Origin of the sequence: Anabaena sp. FACHB-595, assembly GCF_048568275.1 — a bacterium.
In the GTDB taxonomy this organism is placed as follows: Bacteria; Cyanobacteriota; Cyanobacteriia; order Cyanobacteriales; family Nostocaceae; genus Trichormus.
Genome location: NZ_CP183473.1, coordinates 1,911,374 through 1,936,870, shown reverse-complemented (window position 1 = coordinate 1,936,870; position 25,497 = coordinate 1,911,374). Strand labels below are relative to the sequence as shown.

Sequence of the window (25,497 nt, the reverse complement as noted above, 5' to 3'; positions counted from 1 at the left end):
TTGGACTTGACGCATGAAAACGAAAAATTAAGGGTTTGGACAAGGGTATAGGGGTATAAATGTTTAAAACCCTTACACCCTTACACCCAGTCTCAACAGACAACCTCAGTGCGTAAGTCCTATGTTAATTAATAATAGTAATAAATAATTATATATTCAGTTGATATCTAGGACTATGAAATCAGTGCTGCCATCTACACCCATTGTTACGCTCAAACCCAAAATTGAAGATAGTTTTGCTATCACTTTCGCACCTTTATCTCTAGAAGAAATTCATGCTCTAGCCGATGACTCGGCTAATGGTGCGGTGGTAGTAATGAGTGGGATGGTTCGCAATCAAACCGATGGAAAACCTGTAGTTTCCTTAGAATATCAAGCTTATGAACCAATGGCATTGCGTGTATTTTATCAAATAGCGGCAGACATTCGCTCGGCTTGGCCTGCTGTCAATCGGGTAGTGATTCATCATCGTATTGGGCGTTTGCAGGTAGGACAAATCAGCGTTTTAGTAGCCATAGGTTGTCCCCATCGTAGTGAGGCATTTGCAGCCTGTCGCTATGCAATTGATACCCTGAAACATAACGCCCCCATTTGGAAAAAAGAACATTGGCAAGATGGTTCTAGCACTTGGGTAAGTATTGGTGCTTGTGAACAGTCAGGACAAAATTGCTAAAATTCCCGAATTAGTTGCCTATGCCCGTGTTTCGTCTAGAGAACCTACGGTGTACACACAAGTCCAAGTAAAGTAATAAGAGCAGGAGTTGAGGAGAGTGAGCGCACCTCAGAATTTACTCAATAAGCTCACCAAATTCTTCAATTTCAGCTTCACCCTTAACACGTCTACCACTTTCATCTCGTCCAATAAAATACCACTTGATTTTCTTGTTAATTAATTCAGCACTACCACCCCAATTTTGAAAATCAGTGTACTGACAATTAGGTAATATCATTCCTCTTGGGCAGGAATACCATTCAATAAAATCATTACGAGTAAAAGGTTTACCCGTGAAGTTTGTGAAGTACCATTGTCTTCCAATCCAAGTAAAAGCACCAAATTCTTCAATAACAACTGCTCCAATTAATGACTCAATTGTAGTGAGTTTTGCCATCTATGGCTACTACTTCTAAGTGATAATTGTCTCCTGGTTATTGATGAATTAAACCGAGGAAATGCTGCTGCTATATTTGGTTCAGTTTTTCAATTGCTGGACAGGTAAGAAGACGATTGGTCGAGTTATGAGGTTGATGTCTCGGAAATGTAATTGGTTGGTTTATTTAATGTAATGGGACATAAAGCTAATATTTACCTTGAGGGTTTAATAAAAATTAACGGCAGTAATTTTGGTATTTTTACTGGCAACTTAAAATCTCAATTGGAAAGAGATTCAAACAGTAATTGATTGAGACTACTTAAAAATTTAGAAAATCGCAAAATTAACAATCCCCCTAACTTATTTATAATTGCCACTATTAATACATCAGATGAATCTATTTATTATTTAGACAGCGCTTTTAAGCGTCGCTGGGACGGGGAATACATAGATGCTCCAAGCGATGATGGTATAGAAGATGATGAGAGCATAACTTATGATCTGCTTAAAGTAAAATTAGTTTTAGAAGAACATAAAGGCTTTGAGCGTTTTCGGAGATATCTAGTCAATCAAAAGCTGTAAAAGCCAGTAATATACAAGATGATTGATACCTTACTCGCACCATCTCTACCAAATTATTATGTAGAACGTCTCGAATACAGCCGAGAGTTAAAAACTCGTCTGCTGAAAAATTCATCAGATGTAGGTGCTTTGGTCGTGACAGCTATTGATGGCTTGGCTTCGGTTGGTAAATCTACCCTGGCAATGGCTTTGGCATATGACCAAGAGGTGCAAGCTCATTTTTGTGACGGGATTCTCTGGGTAACTTTAGGTCAACAGCCTAATCTTTTATCGCTGCTTAGTGCTTGGGTACAAGCATTGGGGGACTACAACTTTAAACCCATCAGTGTGGAAGCAACTTCCAATCAACTGCGTACATTGTTGTATGAAAAAGCTGTGCTGCTAATAATAGACGACGTTTGGAATATAGAGGATGCACAAGCATTTAATGTTGGTGGAGCTAGCTGTCAAGTTTTGGTAACAACCCGCGATGCAGAAATCGCCGAAGCTCTCGGAGCTAACCCCCCATGTTGTTTGGATGTGATGGAACCATCCCAAGCAATGGAACTGCTGACTAAAAAATTAGGACGCTCGATTACTGCTATAGAATATCAGCCAGCGCAAGATTTAGCTTCATCCGTTGGTTATTTCCCTCTGGCGTTGTCATTGGTAGCTGCTGAAATCGCCAGTTGTACAACTTGGACTCAATTATTAGAGGATTTTCAGCAAGAGGTAGCGCGATTAAAAAATCTTACTCGACCAAAAGCAGAAGAAATTACTGATGAAACCATTTTAAAACGCTTGCGCTTAACAGCATCATTAAATTTGAGTCTCAAGCGAATGCCTAAAGAAAAGCAGGAGCATTTTTCTTGGTTGGGGGTATTACCGAAAAATGTTACCATCACTAAGATGATGGCAGCGACTCTATGGAAAATGGATATATATGATGCTGCTAAGACATTGGAATACTTAGAAAATAAAGCAGTTTTATCGCCTGGAGTTCCTTTAAAAGATGGGACACCAACGTACCGTTTACATGACTTATTTCATGACTTAGCACGTAATTTGTTGACTGCTCCACCAAACCCAGAGGATGAAGATAATCTATCGGGGTTGGGTATAACTTTAGCCTCTGCTCACGCTACTTTTTTGGAGACATACCGAAATAAAACCTCTGAAAATCTTTGGCATACCTTACCCAATGACGGGTATATCCATCAGCATTTAGTTTGGCATTTGTCCAAGGCTCAAAAGGTAGAAGAAATTCACGAATTATTACGAGAAGATTCAGAAACAGGAGGTAATGGTTGGTACGAAGCTTGCGCGCGCCTATCACAAACTGCCAATTTTGTAACTGATGTTTTTCGTGCTTGGGAATTGGCAGAAAACTCCTGGACTGAAACAACCTTGGCTCAAGTTATTGGGTTGCAGTGTCGCTATGCTTTAATTATTGCATCCCTTAATAGTTTAACAGTGGATTTACCAGTAGGGCTGTTGGTTGCGTTAGTTGAAAAAAATATGTGGACTCCTGAGCAAGGACTCAGTTACGCAATACAAAGCTCGAATCCATCACAGAAAGCAAACTTGCTTACACAGCTAGCCAATCATTTGCCATCAAAGTTAAAAGAATTAGCACTGTCGAAAGCTCTGGCTGCTACTAGGAAGATTGATACCAGGGAGGCTGAGGATGAAAAGTTTCGCGTCCAGGTACTAAGTAGTTTGGCTGTTAAACTGCCACCAGAATTATTACCAGAGGCTCTGGCTGTTGCCAGGCAGATTGAGTATGAGAGCTATCGCGCCCAGGTACTAGGTAGTTTGGCTGACAAATTACCGCCAGAATTGTTACCAGAGGCTCTGGTTGCTGCCAGGGAGATTCAGGATGAGGAGTTTCGCGCCCAGGTACTAGGTAGTTTGGCTGATAAATTGCCAGAATTGTTACCAGAGGCTCTAGCTACTGCCAGAAAGACTGAGGATGAGTCTAGGCGTGCTCGAATTCTAAGTAGTTTGGCTGTTAAATTGCCACCAGAATTGTTACCAGAGGCTGTGGCTGCTGCCAGGGAGATTCAGGATGAGGATTCTCGTGTCTTTGTTCTAAGTATTTTGGTTGATAAATTGCCAGAATTATTACCAGAGGCGTTGGCTGCTGCCAGGGAGATTGAGAATAGCTACAATCGCCGCGATGCTCTAATTAGTTTGGCTAATAAATTACCACCAGAATTGTTACCAGAGGCTGTGGCTGCTGCCAGGGAAATTCAGGATGAGGCGAATCGCGCCGAAGTACTGGGAAGTTTGAGTGATAAATTGCCAGAACTGTTACCAGAGGCGTTGGCTGCTGCCAGGGAGATTGAGTTTGAATCAAGTCGCGCCTATATTCTAAGTAGTTTGGCTGATAAATTGCCAGAATTATTACCAGAGGCTCTCGCTGCTACCAGGGAGATTCAGAATGGTTATAATCGCGCTGATATTCTAAGTAGTTTGGCTGATAAATTGCCACCAGAATTGTTATCAGAGGCTCTCGCTGTTGCCAGGGAAATTGAGGATGAAAAGTATCGCGCCGAAGCCTTAAGTAGTTTGGCTGATAAATTACCAGAATTATTACCAGAGGCTCTCGCTGCTGCCAGGGAGATTGAGGATGAAAAGTATCGCAACGATGCTCTAAGTAGTTTAGCAAATAAATTACCACCAGAATTGTTATCAGAGGCTGTGGCTGTCAGAGAGATTAAGGATGAGAAGTATCGCGCCTATATTCTCAGTAGTTTGGCTGCGAAATTGCCGGAATTGTTACCAGAGGCTCTAGCTGCTGCCAGGGAGATTCAGTTTGAGTCAAGTCGCGCCCAAGCCTTAAGAAGTTTGGCTGATAAATTTCCAGAATTGTTACCAGAGGCTCTAGCTGCTGCCATAGAGATTCAGGATGAGGAGTATCGCGCCCAAGCCTTAAGAAGTTTGGCTGATAAATTGCCACCAGAATTGCTACCAGAAGTTGTGGCTGCTACTAGGGAGATTGAATATGGAGAGTTTCGCGCCTCTATTCTGGGTAGTTTGGCTGTTCAGTTGCCAGAATTGTTACCAGAGGCTGTAGCTGCTGCTAGGGAGATCGAGTATGATGCGTTTCATTCCGATGCTCTAAGTAATTTGGCTAATAAATTCCCAGAAGTGCTACCAGAGGCTCTGGCTGCTGCCAGGGAGATTCTGAGTGAGCATTGTCGCGCCGATAGCTTAAGTAGTTTGGCTGATAAATTGCCACCTGAATTATTACCAGAGGCTGTGGCTGCTGCCAGGGAGACTGAGGATGAGTACTATCGCGCCTATGTTCTAATAAGTCTAGCTGATAAATTCCCAGAATTATTACCAGAGGCGGTAGCTGCTGCCAGGGGGATTCAGGATGAGTATCCTCGTTCCTTAGCCCTAAGAAGTTTGGCTGATAAATTGCCAGAATTATTACCAGAGGCTCTCGCTGCTACCAGGGAGATTCAGGATGACGGGCATAATCGCGCCTATAATCTAAGTGATTTGGCTGATAAATTGCCACCAGAATTGTTACCAAAGGCTCTGGCAGCAGCCAGGGAAATTCAGGATGAGTACTATCGCGCCAATGCCTTAAGTAGTTTGGCTGATAAATTGCCACCAGAATTGTTACCAGAGGCTCTGGCTGCTGCTAGGGAGATTCAGGATGAAGAGTATCGTGCTGATGTTCTAAGTAATTTGGCTGATAAATTGCCAGAATTGTTACCAGAGGCTGTGGCTGCTGCTAGGAAGATTCAGGATGAAGAGTATCGTGCTGATGTTCTAAGTAATTTGGCTGATAAATTGCCAGAATTGTTACCAGAGGCTGTGGCTGCTGCTAGGAAGATTCAGGATGAAGAGTATCGTGCTGATGTTCTAAGTAATTTGGCTGATAAATTGCCAGAATTGTTACCAGAGGCTGTGGCTGCTGCCAGGGGGATTCAGGATGAGAAGCATCGCGCCCAAGTCCTGAGTAGTTTGGTGGATAAACTTTTACAAATACAAAAAACTCAACTTTTTTGTCTCTGGGGAAAAACTCTTCACATCTTATCTGTTTACACTCGCCCAGGCTTACTTAGTGATATAAATATACTAACTCCAATTATAGATACTTTAGGTGGCGAACAAGCATTGAGAGATACAGCTTCTGCTATCCAAGATGTTTCACGGTGGTGGCAATAAAATTTAAAAATCGCTCTTTGAGTCAACATACGTAAATATAACGATTGATAAAAGTCTTGGACATCGCGGGTTGTATTGTTACGATTGATGCAATGGGTTGTCAAAAAGAAATAGTTCACGCAATCGCTCAGAAACAAGCAGATGAGGTTAAAGCACTGCTGGAAAGGATAGCAGAGCTTTAACCTCTTGCTCTAGCCTTTCTATTTTTTGATCTTTTTCTTCTGGACTTATCCTTGAACATTACCATCTTTCTTCCCTCACCGGAATATCCCTGACTTTCCTACCTGGGCAGTTACTTAATATGCTTCAAATAAACCCAAAATCCTCATTTAGAGGCGCGATTTATCGCGTCTGATAAAGCTAATGATCCACACCAATTGCCACCCATTAAACTTTTCAAGCAAGACTTTCTAACTGAATCACCGCAAACGCTGATTCTAACGCCTGTATGCGGCTTTCTACCTGATTAATTTGGGCTGACAACTTGCCAGAAGACGCATCCTGTGTTTTCTGAGGCTGACAGAATCGCTGCAAGTCAAGGTGGGTAATGCGTCGCTGTACTTGTCCACGGGTAACAACTATCCAAACGTGGCGATGATGTGCGATCGCATCTTCTACTATAGATTCAATGGCGAGGGCAGCTGTTATCCCAATACTAGGGACTTCACTAAAATCTAATACTATTGCTTGATAGTTCTGCACGAATGACATCCGGCGAGAGATGCTTTTAGCTGCACCAAAGCTCATTGGCCCCCCTAATTTCAGCAGTAAAATATCCCCTCCGGCTTGGGTGAGAATTTCTTGCTCGGTGGGAGTAAGATTTTGATTTCCTGTGGGGTCAGTAATGACTTGAATATTATCACTTTGGACATCGCTTAACCGTTTAATTGTCAGGACATTGGCAATAAACGCTCCTACTAGTACCGCCGTAATTAAATCTACAAATACGGTGAGAAACAACACCAAATACATTAATCCCGTACCCTTCAAAGAAAGACGGGGCGCACGTTTGATAAATCCCCAATCGAGAATATCAATACCTACCTTGAATAAAAGTCCCGCCAGCACTGCATTAGGAATCTGCGCTGTTAATGGACTTGCCCAAAACACAACTAACAGCAGTACCAAAGCATGAATCATCCCAGATAAGGGCGTTTTCCCCCCAGCTTGGACATTTACAACTGTCCGCATGGTTGCGCCTGCACCGGGTAATCCGCCAAATAACCCCGCCAACATATTGCCAATTCCTTGCCCTATTAATTCCTTGTCAGAATCATGCTGAGTACGGGAAATATTATCAGCCACCAAGGAAGTTAACAGCGAATCTATCGATCCCAACACCCCTAACATCAGCCCATACCTGAGCATATCTGCTAACTCGCGGAGATTAAAGGTGGGCTTGTGGAAAGTGGGGAATCCGCTAGGAATCTTACCAATGCGCGCTATATCGGCATCTTTGAATACCACCACTGAAATAATTGTTACCGCCACCAAAGCTAATAGAGGGGAAGGTATAACCCGATTTAGTTTGGGTGGAGCAGCAAAGACAATAATCAACGTCAGTAACCCCAGCCCGACAGCCACCCAGTTAGGATTACTTAGATAGGCGGGCAGTTTTTGTAGAGTTGTGACTACGCCACCCGTGCCGGCATGACCCAATAAGGGGGGTAATTGCAGCAAAATGATAATTACGCCAATCCCTGACATAAAGCCAGAGATGACGGTGTAGGGCAGGAGGGTGATATATTGTCCCAGACGCATCACCCCAAACAGGATTTGCATTAGTCCGCCCAACATGACAACGGTAAATGCAATTTCTAACCCCGTATCGGGATAACGCGCCATCAAGGTAGTAATCACGGTTGTCACTACCACAGTCATCGGCCCTGTAGGGCCAGAAACTTGGGCTGGTGTTCCCCCAAACAAAGCCGCAAAAAAGCCGACGATGATCGCACCATAAAGTCCTGCGATCGCACCTGCACGGGAAGCGACACCAAAGGCTAGGGCTAAGGGTAAAGCGACAATCGCCGCAGTTAAGCCCCCAAATAGGTCGCCTCGCCAATTGCGAAAGTGAATTTTGTTGATAGGATTAATGGACACCGTATTATTACTCTCAATTAGAAGACTTGATCAACGAAAGACCAGTACGGGAATATTGCTGCTGCGAAGAATTTGAGTTGTGGTGCTACCAATAATCAGATGACGAATACGGCTATGTCCGTAAGCCCCCATCATCAGTAAATTAATCTTGTTTTCTTGCACATATCGAGCGATCGCTTTTTCTGGTTCACCTTCTAGGAGGCTACAAATCGGCTCAAATCTAGCTTTTTGCAACAATTGTTTAGCTTCATTCAGTCTTGTAGATGCTGTTTGATCTGAGTTACTTTTAGCTACTGTCAGTAAATGTACTTCTAAACTTTGAAATACAGGATAATCTACTAAAAATTCTAGTATTTTTTTCCCAGTTAAACTAGCATCATACGTTACTAAAATGCGATCAATTATTTTAAATTCGCGGGGAGTAACTAAGCATGGTTTACTACTACTACGAATAATCCGATCTAAATTCGCGCCTAAATGTCCCGATGCAAAATCTGCGGCTTCTCCCCGTTTACCTAAAACAATTAAGTCATGATTTTCTGCAAATTCATGGAAACAATCTACTAAAAATCCTGTTTTATTCGTTAACTTAAAATCTTCTATACCCTCAGCTTTAAGAGTTGCAGCAGCATTTTGTAAAATCAATTTTGCCCGTTGATTATTCAACTTGGCTTTTTCATGTTCTAAGTTAACTAATTCATTCAGCAATTGTTCTGAAGCTCCCAGCCCAATACTACCGCTTAAGTTACCCGTAGAAACTACCTTTTGACTGCGAATATCGGTGACAAACAAAACATTAATTTTGGCGTGAAATTGACTAGCAAACCAAGCTCCATATCGATATACATTTTCAGCATAAGCTGACCCATCGGTACAAAGTAAAATATTTTTCATGGTAGTTTTATCCCTTGTTAATCAAAGGGTGTAAAGGCAATCTACTGCTTATTCACAGCATCGGATTTTTGATGAGTTGCTAATTTATTCAACAACGTAGCACTAGCTTGATTCAGCCCGATTAGTTCAACTTCTGCCCCATTGCGGCGAAATTTCAATACTGCTCTATCAAGTACCTCCACTGCCCCTTGATCCCACAGGTGAGCATGAGTTAAATCAATGGTGACACGCTCCAGCAATTCGGTAAAATCAAAAAATCCGAGAAATTCATCTCTAGATAAAAAGAAAATTTGTCCCACTACTTTATAGATGCGATGCGTACCATCTTCACTTAGCACTTTATCGACAAATACCAATTGAGCAATCTTGTTAGAGAAAAATACTGTACTCATAACGATACCTGTCACAACACCCAGGGCAAAATTACGGGTGAAGATTGTCACAAACATCGTCGTTAACATCACAGCCGTTTCCGTGCGGGGAATGCGGGAGATATTTTTAAAGGATGTCCAGCGAAATGTCCCAATTGACACCATAATCATCACGGCTACTAGTGCCGCCATTGGCATTTGTTTCACCCAATCCTGTAAAAATAAAATGGCAATTAATAGGAACACTCCAGCCGCCAGGGTTGATAATCTCCCCCTTCCGCCAGACTGGACATTAATCACCGATTGCCCAATCATCCCACATCCGGCCATGCCCCCAAAAAATGCCGTAACTATATTTGCAATCCCTTGTCCTTTGGCTTCTTGGTTTTTATCGCTGGGGGTATCTGTGAGTTCATCTACTAGTGAAGCGGTTAAGAATGAAGCCAACAAACCCACGATCGCCAATGTTAAAGAATAAGGCAGAATAATCTTGAATGTTTCTAGAGTTAACGGCACTTGGGGCAAAGCAAAACTTGGTAATGCAGTCGGTAACTCTCCCATATCCCCCACTCTGGGAACTTTAAGTTTGAGTGCGATCGCGGCTATAGTCATCACCGCCAACGCCACCAAGGGAGAGGGGACGGCTTTAGTAAAACGCGGCAGAATATAAATAATCCCCAAGGAAAGGAGAGTCAATATATATACGGTGGGTGGTACATTCGTCAGTTGTGGTAACTGGGCGAGGAAAATTAACACCGCTAGGGCATTAATATAACCAATCATCACCGCCCTAGGTACAAATCTCATTTGACGGCCTAGTTGCAGGAATCCAAATACAACTTGAAAGACCCCTGTTAACAAAGTGGCTGCGAATAAATACTGCAACCCATGATCTTTGACTAAATCAATCATTAACAGAGCCATCGCCCCTGTAGCGGCAGAAATTGAACCCGGCCTCCCCCCTAAAAAGGCTGTCATGACGGCAATAATAAATGAGGCATATAGCCCCACTTTGGGATCAACCCCAGCAATAATCGAAAAGGCGATCGCCTCTGGAATCAATGCTAGTCCCACAACCGCACCTGCCATAATGTCTCGCTGAGTGTTAAAAAACCACTCTCGCCTCAAAATTGTTCCGTTCAAGTTTCCTCCTAGCGTCTCAATTAAAATAAAATTGCCAGTGCTTAATTCAGATTAAAAATATATCGATTGGCAATAAAATTTTGTAATTAATAATTCCTATTACCTTGCTGCAAGTTGTTCATGATATACATAATTACAATCAATACTTTCTTTATATCTTAATAATTAAAAACTACTAACTTGTAGTTATTTCATACTGATTGAAGACTGATTGAAGAGTGATATCATATATGGATAATTTGTCTTGTTTCAAACTGTTGGAATAATCTCTTGAATCAAGATTTTGAATCTTATTTTGGTATCAAACAGTATGTAAAAAGCTTAGTATGTGAACGATAAACTATATGCAGACTAATCTACAGACCGATAAAATAGCCTGTTTTTATGCAAGCATAGTTAATTACAAATACTTTTGATAATTGCAAGGCTCAGTTTGTCCTTTAAGGTGGACAATACCAACTATTTAAAGCTACTGAAGAGATAGTTGCCTGCGACATGAACTAAACCTGCTGAATATTGAATCAATACTAGGACATTTATTTCGTAACGTCAGCATATCACAGCGTCGTTACAATCGCAAAGCAGCTTCGCTATGATATTACTCTTTGCTCTTGGCAGAGATCGCCGGTGTCTTTGATTTAACTCCTGGCATTGGAGCGACAATTGGCATTACCCTAGTTTCGTTAATTGCTTGTGTCCTTCTCCAGCAAGTAGAAGAAAATTTACTCATGCCGCGCATTATGCAAGGCTCAATTAACATGAATCCAGTTTTTATGTTCTTTGCTTTACTAGTAGGAGCTAAGGTTGCAGGATTAGTGGGAGTTTTCTTATCAATTCCCTTAGCATGAGTGTTAATTAGTTTGTTTGAAATTAAAGAGATGCAAGGAGGGGAGCAGAAAAAATGAGGGGAGGCAAAAATGCGGGTATACAAAGATAAAGAGCAGGGAAGAACAATTACTGACTACTGACTTTTGATGAAGACCAAATGGGTAGCCGATTTACTTGTTGTACCGTTAATTCTGCGTAGGTTGTACCATCATTTTGGGCGACTTCTTGACTAAAATAGCTTTCATCTCCCTGATGTTGATGGGGGCCGCTACTGTAAACTGTATAGCGATTCTCACGACGAGCGCGATTATAAGGAGAACCTATAGTCCATCGCCATCGGGACGGAAAAACTATTCCGCCAATGTTTTCAATCCAATCTTGCTCTCCCCGAAAATGGTAAACGTGCTTTGCGACATCAAAGCCTTCATTACCATCAAATACACCTCCGAAGGAAACTACAGTAATTTCCACGGGAAGCCATTCGTCTAAATAGGGAGCAGCACCTAAAGCCACCTGAGCGCCGCCACTTGTACCCATTAAAATTAGCTGAATTGGTTCTTTTGGAGATGTGGGAATTGGTTGCTGTTTCTCCATTTGCTCGACAATTGTTAGAGCGATCGCTTGGTTGTAGATAGGCCCGTAGCGATTATCGGCGGAAACAGCCATTCTCCAGACATTACGTGCTTCTAGTATACGTTCGGTTAATGTAATTGTAATTTTAGCAGCGATCGCCCATGCTTCAGGCAGTGTAATTATTCCATTACTGGCTCAGGTGAAATTATCACTGCTAATTTTTATATTTGTAATCAACGCTTTCAGTGTAATAGCAGGTTACTATTTTTGGATATTTACCATTTGGAAAACCGGAAAACAGTTGCGATTATCTATTCCTACCTATAGAAAACTGCTGATTCCAATTGGCTTTGCTCATACTCCCCAAATCTTCAACTTTTTTACAGTGATTCCGCTTTTGGGAAGACCGATTGAAATTGGACTATCAGTCTGGAGTTTATTAGCAATAATTGTAGTTTTAAAAGGTTGGTTGAATATCAAATTGGTTAGGGCGATTTTAATTTGTTTAAGTGGTTGGCTAATTGTACAGATTGCCATTGGATTAATTCAAATTACACTCCAACGGCTGATAATTGAGACTAGTTAGAGAGTGCATCCCACTTTTTATGCTTTCAAAAATAATAAATAAGAAGGAAGGATTGTGACAGAAATCGGAAGTCAGGAACTAATTTTTGATTTTGAAAACATACTGAAACTTAAATCCATATTTAACAAGGCTCTTATCTTAAAATCCGTTCATAAATCAAATCCTCTGATTAATTTCATGTAAAAAAGTCTTAAACCAACAGAATTCAAAAATTTCAACATCTCATTTCGTTGGTATTAAGCACATAATTGCTCACTTTTTTGGAAAAAAGAACATTAGCAAGATGGTTCTAGCACTTGGGTAAGTATTGGTGCTTGCGAACAGTCAAACATGATCTAATTAATGTTCAATAATGGGGCAAATGGTTTTATGAGAATTATCAGGCTTTATTTCCCACCCAGAAAGTAATCCTGATAATTCTTGCCTCAAAATTAGTAATTGCTGAATTTGCTCATCAATAGCTTTTACCTTATCTTCTAGTTTAATTTTGATATGTTCACAAGGTAATTCTCCTCCATCGTGGACATTTAAAAATTCCTTGATTTCTGACAAGCTTAATCCTAAACTTTGAGCGCGCTTAATAAAGTGCAGTCGTGCCAAAACATCAGAATTAAATAATCTAAATCCTCCCTCGGTTCTGCCTGATGATGTGAGTAGACCAAGTTCTTCATAGTAGCGAATGGTTTTAATGGGTACGCCGCTTTCTTTGGCAACTACACCAATTTGTTTTGCTTCTGTTTGGGCTAACATACTTACCAAACCTTCAGTGAGATATGATTACTAATCTTATACTAAACTCTCCAGTTAACTAGAGAGTCAAGTTTCAAAGATTCTCCTGATGCACCGTGAGACCAATCTCCTGACTGTAAGATAATTCCAAGGTGTAATCTCATGAGAAACTAATGTGAGTAGCAGCTATTTCTTCACTCGCGTTTGCTGATTCGACGGCGATCGCACCACGAAACATATTCATCCCGCAGGTGAAAGCATATTCACCTATAGCTTTAGGGGTAAATTCCACAGTTATTACTTGATTGAGTGGTAAATCTGCGGCAATGTGAAAGTCTGGAATCAAAACCTTTTCTAAACAACTACTGGGATCTTTGCGTTCAAATTTCAGTCGTACTGGTTTCCCAACTTGTACTACAATCCGACTTGGATCATAGCCTCCATCAACGGTGATGGTTACTTCCTGAATATTCTCAACTGTTGCAACTGCTGTTTGTGATTTGGGTTTACTCAGCAAGAACCACCAGAGTTCTAAGCCAATTAGCCCCAATCCGCCGAGGGTAATGGCTAACTTGTTTCCTAATGGCTGGTTAATGGGTTGAAATTGATTGGTTTGGACTGAGTGCGCCTCATGTGATGTTTGTGCTGCTGCTTGACCAGATGCAATTCCGAAGACAATTCCTAAACTGGCTATACTACCGATGAGTGCTGTTTTGTTCACCATTGAAAAACCTCCTATACAAGTGTTTTAGGTTGGAATTTACGTAAACGCAGAGCATTTGTGACGACGGAAACCGAGCTAAAAGCCATTGCTGCACCGGCGATGATGGGATTAAGTAACCAACCAAAGATGGGGAAGAGAATCCCGGCGGCGATGGGAATACCCGCAACGTTATAAATGAAGGCGAAAAATAGGTTTTGGCGGATGTTGTGAATGGTGGCGCGGCTGAGTTGAATGGCTGTAACTATGGCTTGCAGATCGCCGGAAATTAGGGTGATGTCACTCGCAGCGATCGCCACATCTGTACCTGTACCAATCGCAATTCCCACATCGGCTTGAGCTAAGGCTGGTGCATCATTAATCCCATCACCAACCATGGCGACAATTTTGCCTTCTGCTTGTATTGCTTGCACTGTAGCGGCTTTTTGGTCGGGACGGACTTCTGCTAAGACTCTTTTAATCCCCACCTCACGGGCAATACTTTCGGCGGTGCGGCGATTGTCGCCTGTGAGCATGACAACTTCTAAACCGAGTTTTTGCAATGCTCTGATAGCTTGGGTGGAAGTGGGTTTAATCGCATCAGCAATCCCCATTAATCCGGCGATTTCCCCGTCAACTGCCAACCACACGGCTGTTTTACCCAGATATTCTAAGCGTTCTTTGTCTTGCTGCAAGGCTTGAGTGCTGATACTTAATTCTTCCATCCAGCGTTGTGTACCAATCTGCACAAGATGGTGAGTAACAATACCTTGTACACCACTACCTACCACGGCTGCAAAGTCTGTGACATCTGCTAAAGTTACCTCCTGAGATTGAGCATATCTCACAACTGCTTCTGCTAGGGGATGTTCAGAATTGCGTTCTAAGGATGCGGCTAATTGTATCAGCTTGATTTCGTTGCTGTTAGCAGTACCGTCAACTGTGACAAAATCTGTAACTGTTGGTTTACCTTGGGTAATTGTGCCGGTTTTATCTAAAACAATTGTTTGAATTTGGTGCGCTAATTCTAGGCTTTCAGCTCCTTTAATTAAAATTCCGTTTTCTGCACCTTTACCAGTACCTACCATCACCGAGGTTGGCGTGGCTAAACCCAAAGCACAAGGACAAGCAATAATTAACACCCCGACCGTGGTAATCAATGCCAGGGTGACATTACCCATAAAGTTATACCAAATAATAAAGGTGAGAATAGCGATCGCAATTACCGCCGGCACAAACCACCCCGTAACTTGGTCTGCTAATCTTTGAATGGGTGCTTTTGAGCCTTGGGCTTGCTGCACTAGTTGGACAATTTGCGCCAATACGGTGTCTTTACCAACTCTTGTGGCTCGAAACTTAAAACTGCCAGTTTTATTGATGGTTGCGCCTATCACTTCATCCCCTGGTTGTTTTTTCACAGGTATACTTTCCCCAGTTACCATCGCTTCATCAACTGTGGATGTCCCGTCAACTACTTCCCCATCAACAGGAATTTTTTCCCCAGGACGAACCAGCACCACATCACCAATTTCTACTTCCTCAATCGGTACATCTACTTCTCGCCCGTTGCGAATCAACCTGGCTGTTTTCACTTGTAAACCGATCAGCTTGCGAATAGCTTCTGAGGTTTGTCCTTTGGCGCGATTCTCAAATAGCCGCCCCAACAAAATCAAGGTAATTACAATTGCCGCAGTTTCATAATACACATCTGGCATCAATCCCTGGGCGATGAAAAAACTAGGAAATAAAGTTGCAAATAAAGAATAGAAATATGCTGCACTCGTACCTAAAGTAATTAGGGTATCCATTGTGGCCGCATGGCGCTGGAAAGCTTTCCAAGTGTTGATGTAGAAGGAGTAACCACACCAAAACTGTACAGGAGTGGTCAGGACTAATTGCAGCCAAGGGTTATGCAGCCATATGGGAATCAAAGGTAAGTCTAACCCTGTCATCATTGGTAGTGAGCCAATCACCAGCACGATGCCTATGATGCCCCCTACTGTGAGCTTTCGCATCAAATCACGGGATTCTTGCAGGCGATATCTTTTTTCTTCATCATCTTCTCCTGCCATCAAGTTTTGTTCTTGGAGGGGAGATGCAGAATAACCTGCGGCATCCACCGCATTTTGGATGGCTTGTAAATCTGTTTTTCTGGGGTCATAATTAACTGTTGCTTGTTCTGCCCCAAAGTTCACACTACATTCATTTACACCTGGGACAGAACTGATAGTATCTTCAATACTTTTAGCGCAGGAAGCGCAACTCATACCGCGTAGCTTAAGTGTCGCATTCTTCATTTGCGGACTCCAATTATCAAGTCATGTTCAAGACTGATTTCATCTTGAATCCTCCAGTGAACTGGAGTGTCAAGAGGGTAGAGGAAAAGAATTGGAACTACGCAAAAAGTCCTTTTTTAAGAGCCAAGAGCAGGGAGTTTCACAGGTGTAGGTTTTTAATCAAGTGATGAGTCCCCACTCTCACACTAACGAAAGAATAATAGTTTTATCAATCCCTACACTCTAAACCCGTATTTTGAGGGTGAAGTGTAAAAAACCTATATCAGCCTGCGATCGCCTATTGTCTCAATAGAGATGAGGAAAGATGTTCATGAAGGGTTTCCATCGGGTAGCGATCGCAAAACTGAATAACTACTAAAATTCCATGAGCATTATAATTATTTTATTATTCACCCACTGACTAAATTTAACAAGTAAGTCGCCACAATAAAATCAAACTATGTGAATAAAAATACATAAATCTGAAACCCTCTTCCTGCCTAACTTTTATACAGCAGACTCCGCAAAATCACTCACGGCTTTTACCTGACCATAACGATACATATCCACACCCAACCACTTAATTTGAAGTGAAACGAAACATTTTCTTGATTAAAGCTTTATACAAGAAAACGTATTACTACAGTTTTTTTATTTGGTTAACGAAAGTTAAAACTTATATATAGCAACCCACTTTGATTTTTGATCTTACTTGTGTAGACGAAGAACAGGGTACAGGATAAAGGGTATTAATTTGCAGGGTACACGCAAAAAGCATCTCTTCAATTGTTATACCAATTTGAAAAAAGAAAGAGACAGATAAGGAAATTTTAATCCTTGTTATATCTGCCTTGCTTAATCTTGAATTGGTATTAGTTTTTCAGAAATCAAATAGGCATCCTGTCACTGTTCAGAATTAATTGATAATAACTGAAGACAAAGAAATATGACGACCATTTCTAACTTAAATAACGGCATTTTTACTGTTAGCGCAGCAGGCAACGTCAGCGTTGATTTTCTCTATGACGGCGGGATGAATAAGGGAGAATTAGCAATTTTCAGCCTGGAAGGCATGGAAAATATGGCGGTGGGTTCTATAGAATTCATCCGAGAAGCAAGTAGACGCGCTCTCAGCAATTCTCAATCTGGTTATGTAGTTGTTCGAGATCAAACTGAACGCGCTCGTTTCACCGACCTGAATCAAGAATTATCCTGGGAAAAGGACTTTAACAGTGGCGTTTACAATGGGCCACAAACCTTTCAGATGAAAGCGGGTAGTAAATTTGCAATGATGTTAATTGCAGATAGTACCGTCTCTAAGATTGCTCAATATCCCACATCTAGCAACAATATCCTGTTTTCTTTTGGTTCAGTAGATAGCGCAACCGGAAAAGTTTCTCCCCAAATTGCAGACATCACTGGTAAGGGCAATACCTTCGGTTGGGAAGATAACAATACCTTAAAGTCTAATGATCGTGACTTTAACGATATGGTAGTGCAAGTGTTGGGTGCAACAGCCAATGCGCCCTCTCTCAAAGACTCCACCTACAGCAACCGCAACTGGTTAAATACCGGAGTCGGACAAGAATTATCAGACTACGCCAACCGCCCTCTGTTTGAAACAGGTACTTTTATCGTCAATGGCACTGGTCAAGTTAAATTAGACTATCTCTATGATGGCGGTGCCTATCAGGGACAATTAGCTGTATTTAGCCTCAAAGGTATGGAAAAATACCAGCCAGGTTCCTTAGCATTTATCAAAGAAGCGGCCACCCGTGCTTTAAGTAACTCTACACAAGGTCGCATTCTGATCAGCGATCGCCAAGAAGGAGCGCGGTTTGATGGTAATGTTAGCTGGGAAAGTAACTTTAATCAGGGCAGCTACCAAGGAATTGATTCTTTCACGATGAATGCTGGCGACGAAGTGGCATTCATGCTGGTACAAGATACTAGCATTGAGGAGATTTATCGCCAGCCGCAAAATAGCTACGTATGGGGAAAACAAGTCATTTTCTCGACCGACAAAAATCAGATCGTTGCTGTCGATAATAAGGGAACCCTGGCATTTGAAGATATGATCGTTGGCTCTAGTAATTCTTACATAGATTACAACGACGTTGTTTTCCAAGTCCAAGGACTAAAAAGCAACAACATCACTAACATGGATGCAGTCGTTAATCCTAATCAGGACTGGCGGACTACTGCTATTGGGCAGGAAGTACTCAAATATACTAACCGTACTATCTACAACGAAGGTGTTTTTCAGGTCGGCGAAACTGGAAAGGTAACTGTTGACTATCTTTACGATGGCGGTGGCTATCAAGGTCATTTAGCGGTCTTTAGTCTCACCGGCATGGAAAACTATATTCCTGGTTCCAATGCTTTTATTAAAGAGGCGACAAATCGCGCTCTCAGTAATTCTCAGATGGGTTATATCTTAGCTAGAGACCAACAAGAAGGGGCGCGTTTTACGGAAAAAATGCCTTGGGAAGCCAATTTTAATTTTGGCCCCTATCTAGGCGTGAAAACCTTTCAGATGAAAGCAGGCGATACATTTGCCTTTATGCTTGTACCTAACACAACTGTTCAGGAAATCAACCAAACTCCAGGTATCAGTAAATCTAGTACAGCATGGCAAATAGGTAAACTCCCTCTCTTTTCCATCCCCGAAGCTAACCCTAGTGTAGCTGGTGGACAGATGGTAGATATAGATGGCAACGGTACTTTTGCCTTTGAAGATATTCCTATTGCCGCATCTAATAGCGATCGCGATTATAACGATGTGGTCTTCCAAATCAAAGGAGCAAAAGGAACCGTTCAGTCAATAGATAACTTCTCCAACTTCGAGCGTGACTGGCGCACCACTACAACTGGAAAACAATTACTCGACTATGCTAATCGGGCTTCTTTCGATGAGGGTGTGTTCACTGTTGATCAAACAGGCCAGGTAAAAATTGACTTTCTCTACGATGGTGGAATGTATTCTCAGGGAGAAGTCGGTATCTTTAGCCTCAAGGGAATGGATATCTACAAAGCTGGCTCTGATGCTTTTATTCAAGAAGCACTTCGACGCGCCACCAGCAATTCTGCCAATGGCTATGTTGTAGTTAAAGATGCTCAAGATGGCGCTCTCTATAGTGACAATACTGGCGTTCTCGACTGGGAAGCTAACTTTAATGCTGGAGAATATCAAGGAACGAAAACTTATAATCTCCAAGCAGGGGATACTATTGGTTTTGTTTTCATGTCCAATGGCGCACTCACGGATGCTTTAACTGGACAAACTATAACAAATCAAAATAGACCTCTATTCTCAATGTCGGCGGCGAATTTAGAAGATCAAGTCCAAGTAGCAGGGGTGTTAACAGGCGATAAAGGAGCTATTCTTGGTTTCGACGACGTGCCGTTAAATCGCGTTCCTAATCGAGACTTCAATGATTTTGTGATCAGTATTCAAGGTGTTCAGTCTCTTGGCATTTCCAAAATAGAAAATGTCATGGCTCACAATCTTAATTGGGTTGATACAGCAATAGGCCAGGATATAATCAATCATTTTCAAACTGGCATCGTTTCATCTCTAACATCACCATCAGTTATGACTTTGGTTTAGACATGAAAGCTAATCACCTCAGCAAAAATATTGCACCTGAAGATTGAAATCACGGCTATACGAGCAGCCTACGGCTCCAGACTCAAACAAATTCATTTCACCTAGTCCGCCCAGGCGGACTAGATTTGTATAGCTAAGACCTTCAGTCGTTCGGGCTTGGTGCAAGATATTAAGTCTACATATCGTTAGTCAACATCTAGTTGATGGGAATACTAACAAAATGTAGATGTGCTGTGCATTGCTTCTCGAACAGAAGCAACAAGTGACTTGCTCCATGAGGTAGATATAAATGGATACTGCAAATTCCCAACCCATCATTCCTGGATATCAAATTAGCTCTCAAATTTATGCAGGCTCAAAAAGCCGAGTGTATCGAGCTACGCGCGAGCAAGATACACTCACCGTCATTATCAAAGTTCTCACCTCAGAATATCCCAGCTTTAACGAATTACTACAGTTTCGCAACCAATATACTATTAGCAAAAATCTTAACGTTACCGGCATCACTCATCCCTTATCATTAGATGTTTACGGTAATAGCTATATTTTGGTGATGAAGGATACGGGGGGAATTTCTTTACGCCAATATACCGAAACGGCTAAACTCACGCTAATTGAGTTTTTGGCGATCGCCATTCAATTAACCAATATTCTCCACGGCTTACATCAAAACCGGGTGATTCACAAAGACATTAAACCCGCAAATATTCTAATTAACCCACACACAAAACAAGTTGAACTCATTGACTTTAGTATCGCTTCATTACTTCCTAAAGAAACCCAGGAAATTAAAAGTCCTAATATTTTAGAAGGAACCCTTGTTTATATTTCCCCAGAACAAACTGGCAGGATGAATCGAGGAGTAGACTATCGCAGTGATTTTTACTCTCTGGGAGTGACATTTTATGAATTATTAACAGGAGAATTACCATTTAATAGCAATGACCCGATGGAATTGGTGCATTCTCACATTGCTAAACAACCAAATAAATTTAACCCTGAATCAATACCCCAGGTCATTTCAGATATTGTGATGAAGTTGATGGCGAAAAATGCCGAAGACCGTTATCAAAGTGCCTTGGGATTGAAACATGATTTAGAACTTTGTTTAACACAACTCAAAGATACAGGAGCAATTCAAAACTTTGAGATTGGTCTGCGGGATATCTGCGATCGCTTCCTGATTCCCGAAAAACTCTATGGACGGGAAACAGAAGTTGCAAACTTACTCGCCGCTTTTGAGCGCGTCGCTAATGGTGCATCGGAAATGATGCTAGTGGCAGGATTTTCGGGGATTGGTAAAACTGCGGTCATCAATGAAGTCCACAAACCGATTACTCGTCAGCAAGGATATTTTATTAAAGGTAAGTTTGACCAATTTAATCGCAACATCCCCTTTAGTGCCTTTGTGCAAGCTTTACGGGATTTAATGGGGCAATTATTGTCAGAATCGGACACCCAACTGGAGCAATGGCGGACGAAGATTCTCTCATCTGTGGGAAATAATGGGCAAATTTTGATTGAAGTGATTCCCGAACTAGAACGGGTGATTGGCAAGCAACCTGCTGCACTAGAACTATCGGGAATGGCGGCGCAGAATCGCTTTAATTTATTGTTCCAGAAATTTCTAGAAGTTTTCACTACAAAAGAACGTCCTTTAGTCATGTTTCTGGATGACTTACAGTGGGCAGATTCGGCTTCCCTAAATTTGATTAAACTGTTGATGGAGGATGAGAACTATCTGCTTTTGCTGGGTGCTTATCGAGATAATGAAGTTTCACCTGTACACCCCTTCATGTTGACAGTGACGGAACTAAAGAAAACGGATAAGACTGTCAATACAATTACCCTTGCACCTTTAGCTTTGAGTGATACCAATCAGCTGGTAAGTGATACATTACATTGTCCGACTGAGCGATCGCTCCTCCTGACTGAATTAATTGTCCGCAAAACCCAAGGTAATCCTTTTTTTACCACGCAGTTTCTCAAAGCCCTCCACGAAAATGAGTGGATTATATTTAATCGCCACCAAGGCTATTGGGAATGTGATATTTCCCAAATCAATGCGCTATCACTTACCGATGATGTGGTGGAATTTATGGCGCATCAGTTACAGAAATTACCCAGCGAAACTCAGCAAATACTCAAGTTAGCCGCTTGTATTGGTAACCAATTTGATTTGGTTACTTTAGCAATTGTTTCTGAACAATTACAAGCACAGACAGCAGTAGCTTTGTGGAAAGCCTTACAGTCAGGATTGATTCTGCCCCAAGGTGAAGTATATAAATTTTATTTGTCTGATGATCAGCAAAATCTTAACAATCAAAATATCAAAAATGTAACCTATCGATTTCTGCATGATCGTGTTCAACAAGCCGCCTATTCTCTGATTCCTGACGTACAAAAGCAAACCACCCACCTGAATATCGGTACTTTACTTTTAGCCAATTTATCAGTTAATGAAAGAGAAGAACGTATTTTTGAGATAGTTAACCATTTAAATATTGGCAGTAAATTAATTACCCAAACATCCCAAAAAGAGGAACTAGCCAAACTGAATCTGTTGGCAGGCACTAGGGCAAAGTCTTCTACAGCATACTCTGCGGCTTTGGCATACATTACTGCGGGGATGGAACTTTTGTCGGCTGATTGTTGGGAAATTGATTATCATCTTAGCTTGACATTGTTTAAAGAAAGGGCAGAAGTAGAGTATTTAAATGGTAATTTTGCCGCAGCCGAATGTTGGCTGCAAGAGACCATAGGCAAGGCCAAAGCGCCCTTAGAAAAAGCTGAAGTTTACAATATGGCGATCGTGCAACATACTCTGCAAGCCAATTATCCAGAAGCCATCCAAGCCGGTCGCCAAGCACTTGCTTTAATTAATATTGATCTTCCTGATGCAGATTTTGACATAGTACGTGATGCCGAATTAGCAATCATTCAAGCAACCTTAAAACAGCGTTCATTTTCCGAATTGATTGATTTGCCAATGATGTCCCAACCAGAGCAAAAAATGGCAATCAAGCTATTAATTAGTATGGGGCCACCAACCTATCGTTCTCACCAAAGACTCTGGTCTGTCATTTGTGCCAAAGCGGTTAATTTGTGCTTGCAGTATGGTAATACCCCAGAAATTGGTTATATCTATCCGGCTTTTGGTGGCTTACGAGGATACGCCTTGAGTAATTATCAAGGTACAAGTGAACTGCTGGATGTTACACTCCAATTAATCCAAACATTTAATAATAAATCTGCCGAAAGTGTTGCTTATCTGATGATTGGTAGCTCTTTGAGACATTGGTCTCATCCCCTCTCTGTTGCTACCGAAGATTATCTATCATCCTATCGAGTAGGTTTAGAGTCCAGTAATTTGCAATATGCAGCTTATGCGTTCGGGCATAATATGTATTGTCGATTTTATCAAAGCGTTCATCTAGAACAACTGTTTACCGAAATAGTGGAATCCTTGGCTTTCAGTCGAAAATATAAAAACCAGTGGGCGATCGATCTATTTTTGGGTGGACAAATAATCTTAGCTGAATTGATGGGGACAACGACTGATATTAGTGAGTCTAACTATTTAGAGCAATGTCGCCAGCATAAAAATTGGCAAGTAATTTGTATTTACAACATCCTCAAAAGCCAAATTCTCTTTTGTTCTGAACGGGTGGAGGAAGCATTCTTCTACAGCGAGCAAGCTGAGTCAGAAATTATTAACGTAGCGCCCCAAGGATTATTACCCTACGTTCACCATTGCTTTATTCATGCGCTTTTATTACTGACCCGCTATCCCACTTTGTCGGAACAACAACAGCAAAGTGCTTGGGAGAAAATTTCTACATATCAGCAAAAATTAGCGGTTTGGTCACAAAATAACCCTGTTAATTTCCTACATCTATCTTGTTTGGTTCAGGCGGAAATGGATCGGGTTGTAGGCAATTCTTTAGGGGCTATAGAAAATTACGATCGCGCCATTGCCGAAGCTAAAGCCAACACCTATTTTCAAGAAGAAGCTCTAGCAAATCAGCTCGCCGCCAAATTCTACCTTGATTGGGGTAAACAGAAGATAGCCACCAGCTATATGGAAGAAGCTTACTACTGTTATGCCCATTGGGGTGCAAAAGCCAAAGTAGATGATCTAGAACATCGCTATCCCAATTTACTATCTCCCATTTTCCAGAAAGCAGCACCAACTGTCAGTCCCTTAGTAACCCTAACCTCAATTGATATCCCCAATATCTCGATTCACTCCTCCACATCAACCAGCCGCTCATCCAGCACCAGGATTAATACAGCCCTTGATTTTGCAGCCATCCTCAAAGCCTCTCAAAGCCTCTCCAGCACTATTCAATTAGATGAACTACTGCAACAACTAACTCAGATTATTCTGCACAACTCTGGTGGCGATCGCTGCGCCTTAATCCTACCTAATAGTCGAGGAGAATGGCTCCTGCGCGCCATTGCAACAACTGACTTCACAGAACTTTGTTCCGAACCTGTGGAGGGTAATCTTAACTTACCCGTCAAGCTAATACAGTATGTCAAAAACACCCAAGACATTGTGGTGATTGACGAACTCAAAACCGATTTACCTGTAATTGATGAGTATTTACATCAGCAACAACCACAGAGTGTGCTGTGCTTGCCAATTTTAAATCAAGGAAATTTAATTGGGATTTTGTATTTGAAGAATTGCTCCACCCGTGCTGTATTTACGAGCGATCGCATCCTCATCCTCAACTTCCTCTGTACTCAAGCAGCCATCTCTCTGGAAAATGCTCGCCTTTATCAGCAAGCCCAAACTTATGCTCAACAGTTAGAACAATCCCAACTGCACATAGTCCAAAGTGAAAAAATGGCATCTTTAGGTAACCTAGTTGCCGGAGTTGCACACGAAGTTAACAACCCCATCGGTTTCCTTAACGGTAGTATCAGCAATGCCAAAGAATATGTCCACGATTTAATCGGACATTTACAACTCTATCAACAACACTATTCCCAACCTGTAGCACCAATTCAAGACAACGCCGAAGAGATAGATTTAGAATTTTTAGTGGCTGATTTACCCAAGTTGCTTAATTCCATGACTGAAGCAACTAAGCGGATCACATCTATTAGTACCAGTTTGCGTACCTTCTCCCGTGCTGACACCGACCACACAGTGAGTGCTGACATACATGAAGGTCTTGATAGTACCATCATGATTTTAAAATACCGCATTAAAGCCAACCAACACCGTCCTGAAATCATTATTCAGAAAGAATACGGCAAAATTCCGCCAGTCGAATGCTTCCCTGGTCAATTAAACCAAGTATTTATGAATATCTTGGCAAACGCTATTGATATGTTTGACGAGATGGCTCAAATGCACACATTTACCGAAATGCAAACTCATCCCCAGAAAATTACTATTCGTACTGAAGCAATTTCCAACCAAGTTTCTATCCGAATCCGAGATAATGGCAAAGGAATGAGCGCCCAAGTCCAACAAAAAATATTTGATCATTTGTTTACCACAAAAGGAGTCGGTAAAGGTACAGGATTGGGACTGGCGATCGCTCGTCAAATTATCACAGAAAAACATGGTGGGACAATCAAGGTTAATTCTATCTTGGGAGAAGGGACAGAATTTGCTATTGCAATTCCCCTCTAAGTTCGCGGTAAGGTCTAACTTATCCTCTAGGGACGCAACCTATAAACCCTTACTTGGCAAGGGTTTATCAGTGATTTTTTAATGCCGTTAATTTATCAAGCGGTCATATAACTTGGTAAACAACGGCTAAGAATCCCCTGCCTTTTCTTCCAAGTGACTGTAGTAAAAATTACTCAGGCAGGGGAGTTTCAATTAAC

Annotated in this window: 14 protein-coding genes and 2 pseudogenes; 8 read left to right on the top strand and 8 right to left on the bottom strand. The window is 41.6% G+C overall.

The features are described 5' to 3' along the window. Nucleotides 1-175 precede the first annotated feature (175 nt). A complete protein-coding gene (locus tag ACN222_RS08160; protein ID WP_010995807.1) occupies nt 176-673 on the top strand; it encodes a molybdenum cofactor biosynthesis protein MoaE in 498 nt (165 codons plus the stop codon). A gap of 115 nt (nt 674-788) precedes the next feature. On the opposite strand, the gene ACN222_RS08155 is transcribed toward ACN222_RS08160, so the two are convergent. Then, entirely contained in the window at nt 789-1,109 is a 321-nt protein-coding gene (locus ACN222_RS08155) for a hypothetical protein (protein ID WP_010995806.1), read from the bottom strand. Nucleotides 1,110-1,400: 291 nt separating this feature from the next. On the opposite strand from ACN222_RS08155, the gene ACN222_RS08150 reads away from it, so the two are divergent. From ACN222_RS08150 to ACN222_RS08140, 3 genes and pseudogenes are all read left to right on the top strand, one after another. Further along, the gene (locus ACN222_RS08150) at nt 1,401-1,673 is read left to right on the top strand and encodes a hypothetical protein (RefSeq protein WP_049942393.1); all 273 of its coding nucleotides are present in this window, start codon (nt 1,401-1,403) and stop codon (nt 1,671-1,673) included. Between the two features lie 18 nt (nt 1,674-1,691). Beyond that, nucleotides 1,692-5,837 (top strand): NB-ARC domain-containing protein, encoded by a 4,146-nt coding sequence (locus ACN222_RS08145; protein WP_010995805.1) that lies wholly within the window; start codon nt 1,692-1,694, stop codon nt 5,835-5,837. 44 nt (nt 5,838-5,881) lie between these two features. Further along, nucleotides 5,882-5,995, top strand: a pseudogene (locus ACN222_RS08140) (ISAs1 family transposase); the annotation flags it as partial. A 238-nt stretch (nt 5,996-6,233) separates the two neighbouring features. On the opposite strand, the gene ACN222_RS08135 reads toward ACN222_RS08140, so the two are convergent. Genes ACN222_RS08135 through ACN222_RS08125 form a run of 3 tightly spaced genes read right to left on the bottom strand, consistent with a single transcriptional unit; the run spans nt 6,234 to nt 10,291 of the window. Continuing rightward, nucleotides 6,234-7,937, bottom strand: coding sequence for a SulP family inorganic anion transporter (locus ACN222_RS08135; protein WP_010995804.1), 1,704 nt, complete (start codon nt 7,935-7,937; stop codon nt 6,234-6,236). A 30-nt stretch (nt 7,938-7,967) separates the two neighbouring features. Further along, entirely contained in the window at nt 7,968-8,831 is an 864-nt protein-coding gene (locus ACN222_RS08130; protein WP_010995803.1) for a universal stress protein, read from the bottom strand. 41 nt (nt 8,832-8,872) lie between these two features. Continuing rightward, the gene (locus ACN222_RS08125) at nt 8,873-10,291 is read right to left on the bottom strand and encodes a SulP family inorganic anion transporter (protein ID WP_010995802.1); all 1,419 of its coding nucleotides are present in this window, start codon (nt 10,289-10,291) and stop codon (nt 8,873-8,875) included. A gap of 653 nt (nt 10,292-10,944) precedes the next feature. Here ACN222_RS08125 and ACN222_RS08120 point away from each other — a divergent pair. Next, nucleotides 10,945-11,193, top strand: a pseudogene (locus ACN222_RS08120) (AI-2E family transporter); the annotation flags it as partial. Between the two features lie 106 nt (nt 11,194-11,299). Here ACN222_RS08120 and ACN222_RS08115 read toward each other — a convergent pair. Next, nucleotides 11,300-11,839 carry a hypothetical protein gene (locus tag ACN222_RS08115; RefSeq protein ID WP_010995800.1) on the bottom strand — a complete coding sequence of 180 codons (540 nt, stop codon included), beginning with the start codon at nt 11,837-11,839 and terminating at the stop codon, nt 11,300-11,302. 208 nt (nt 11,840-12,047) lie between these two features. On the opposite strand from ACN222_RS08115, the gene ACN222_RS08110 reads away from it, so the two are divergent. Then, on the top strand, nt 12,048-12,332 hold the full coding sequence (locus tag ACN222_RS08110) for a hypothetical protein (RefSeq protein ID WP_126987263.1): 285 nt from the start codon (nt 12,048-12,050) through the stop codon (nt 12,330-12,332). 339 nt (nt 12,333-12,671) lie between these two features. Here the strand turns inward: ACN222_RS08110 and ACN222_RS08105 are convergent, their stop codons facing one another. From ACN222_RS08105 to ACN222_RS08095, 3 genes are all read right to left on the bottom strand, one after another. Further along, nucleotides 12,672-13,082, bottom strand: a complete 411-nt coding sequence (locus tag ACN222_RS08105; RefSeq protein ID WP_010995798.1) for a heavy metal-responsive transcriptional regulator — start codon at nt 13,080-13,082, stop codon at nt 12,672-12,674. Nucleotides 13,083-13,221: 139 nt separating this feature from the next. Beyond that, nucleotides 13,222-13,785 (bottom strand): cupredoxin domain-containing protein, encoded by a 564-nt coding sequence (locus ACN222_RS08100; RefSeq protein ID WP_010995797.1) that lies wholly within the window; start codon nt 13,783-13,785, stop codon nt 13,222-13,224. 11 nt (nt 13,786-13,796) lie between these two features. Beyond that, complete coding sequence (locus ACN222_RS08095; protein WP_010995796.1) at nt 13,797-16,058, bottom strand: heavy metal translocating P-type ATPase; 2,262 nt, start codon at nt 16,056-16,058, stop codon at nt 13,797-13,799. A 925-nt stretch (nt 16,059-16,983) separates the two neighbouring features. Here ACN222_RS08095 and ACN222_RS08090 point away from each other — a divergent pair. Together ACN222_RS08090 and ACN222_RS08085 are read left to right on the top strand one after the other, a co-directional pair. Further along, on the top strand, nt 16,984-19,647 hold the full coding sequence (locus ACN222_RS08090; protein ID WP_010995795.1) for a DUF4114 domain-containing protein: 2,664 nt from the start codon (nt 16,984-16,986) through the stop codon (nt 19,645-19,647). 289 nt (nt 19,648-19,936) lie between these two features. Next, nucleotides 19,937-25,300, top strand: coding sequence for an ATP-binding sensor histidine kinase (locus ACN222_RS08085; protein ID WP_010995794.1), 5,364 nt, complete (start codon nt 19,937-19,939; stop codon nt 25,298-25,300). The last annotated feature ends 197 nt before the right edge of the window (nt 25,301-25,497 follow it).

Excerpts from the sequence above, each read along its gene's own strand:
- ACN222_RS08160 (WP_010995807.1), top strand. The coding sequence starts at position 176 with ATGAAATCAGTGCTGCCATCTACACCCATTGTTACGCTCAAACCCAAA.
- ACN222_RS08155 (WP_010995806.1), bottom strand. The coding sequence starts at position 1,109 with ATGGCAAAACTCACTACAATTGAGTCATTAATTGGAGCAGTTGTTATT.
- ACN222_RS08145 (WP_010995805.1), top strand. The coding sequence starts at position 1,692 with ATGATTGATACCTTACTCGCACCATCTCTACCAAATTATTATGTAGAA.
- ACN222_RS08130 (WP_010995803.1), bottom strand. The coding sequence starts at position 8,831 with ATGAAAAATATTTTACTTTGTACCGATGGGTCAGCTTATGCTGAAAAT.
- ACN222_RS08125 (WP_010995802.1), bottom strand. The coding sequence starts at position 10,291 with ATGGCAGGTGCGGTTGTGGGACTAGCATTGATTCCAGAGGCGATCGCC.
- ACN222_RS08115 (WP_010995800.1), bottom strand. The coding sequence starts at position 11,839 with ATGGCTGTTTCCGCCGATAATCGCTACGGGCCTATCTACAACCAAGCG.
- ACN222_RS08105 (WP_010995798.1), bottom strand. The coding sequence starts at position 13,082 with ATGTTAGCCCAAACAGAAGCAAAACAAATTGGTGTAGTTGCCAAAGAA.
- ACN222_RS08100 (WP_010995797.1), bottom strand. The coding sequence starts at position 13,785 with ATGGTGAACAAAACAGCACTCATCGGTAGTATAGCCAGTTTAGGAATT.
- ACN222_RS08095 (WP_010995796.1), bottom strand. The coding sequence starts at position 16,058 with ATGAAGAATGCGACACTTAAGCTACGCGGTATGAGTTGCGCTTCCTGC.
- ACN222_RS08090 (WP_010995795.1), top strand. The coding sequence starts at position 16,984 with ATGACGACCATTTCTAACTTAAATAACGGCATTTTTACTGTTAGCGCA.
- ACN222_RS08085 (WP_010995794.1), top strand. The coding sequence starts at position 19,937 with ATGGATACTGCAAATTCCCAACCCATCATTCCTGGATATCAAATTAGC.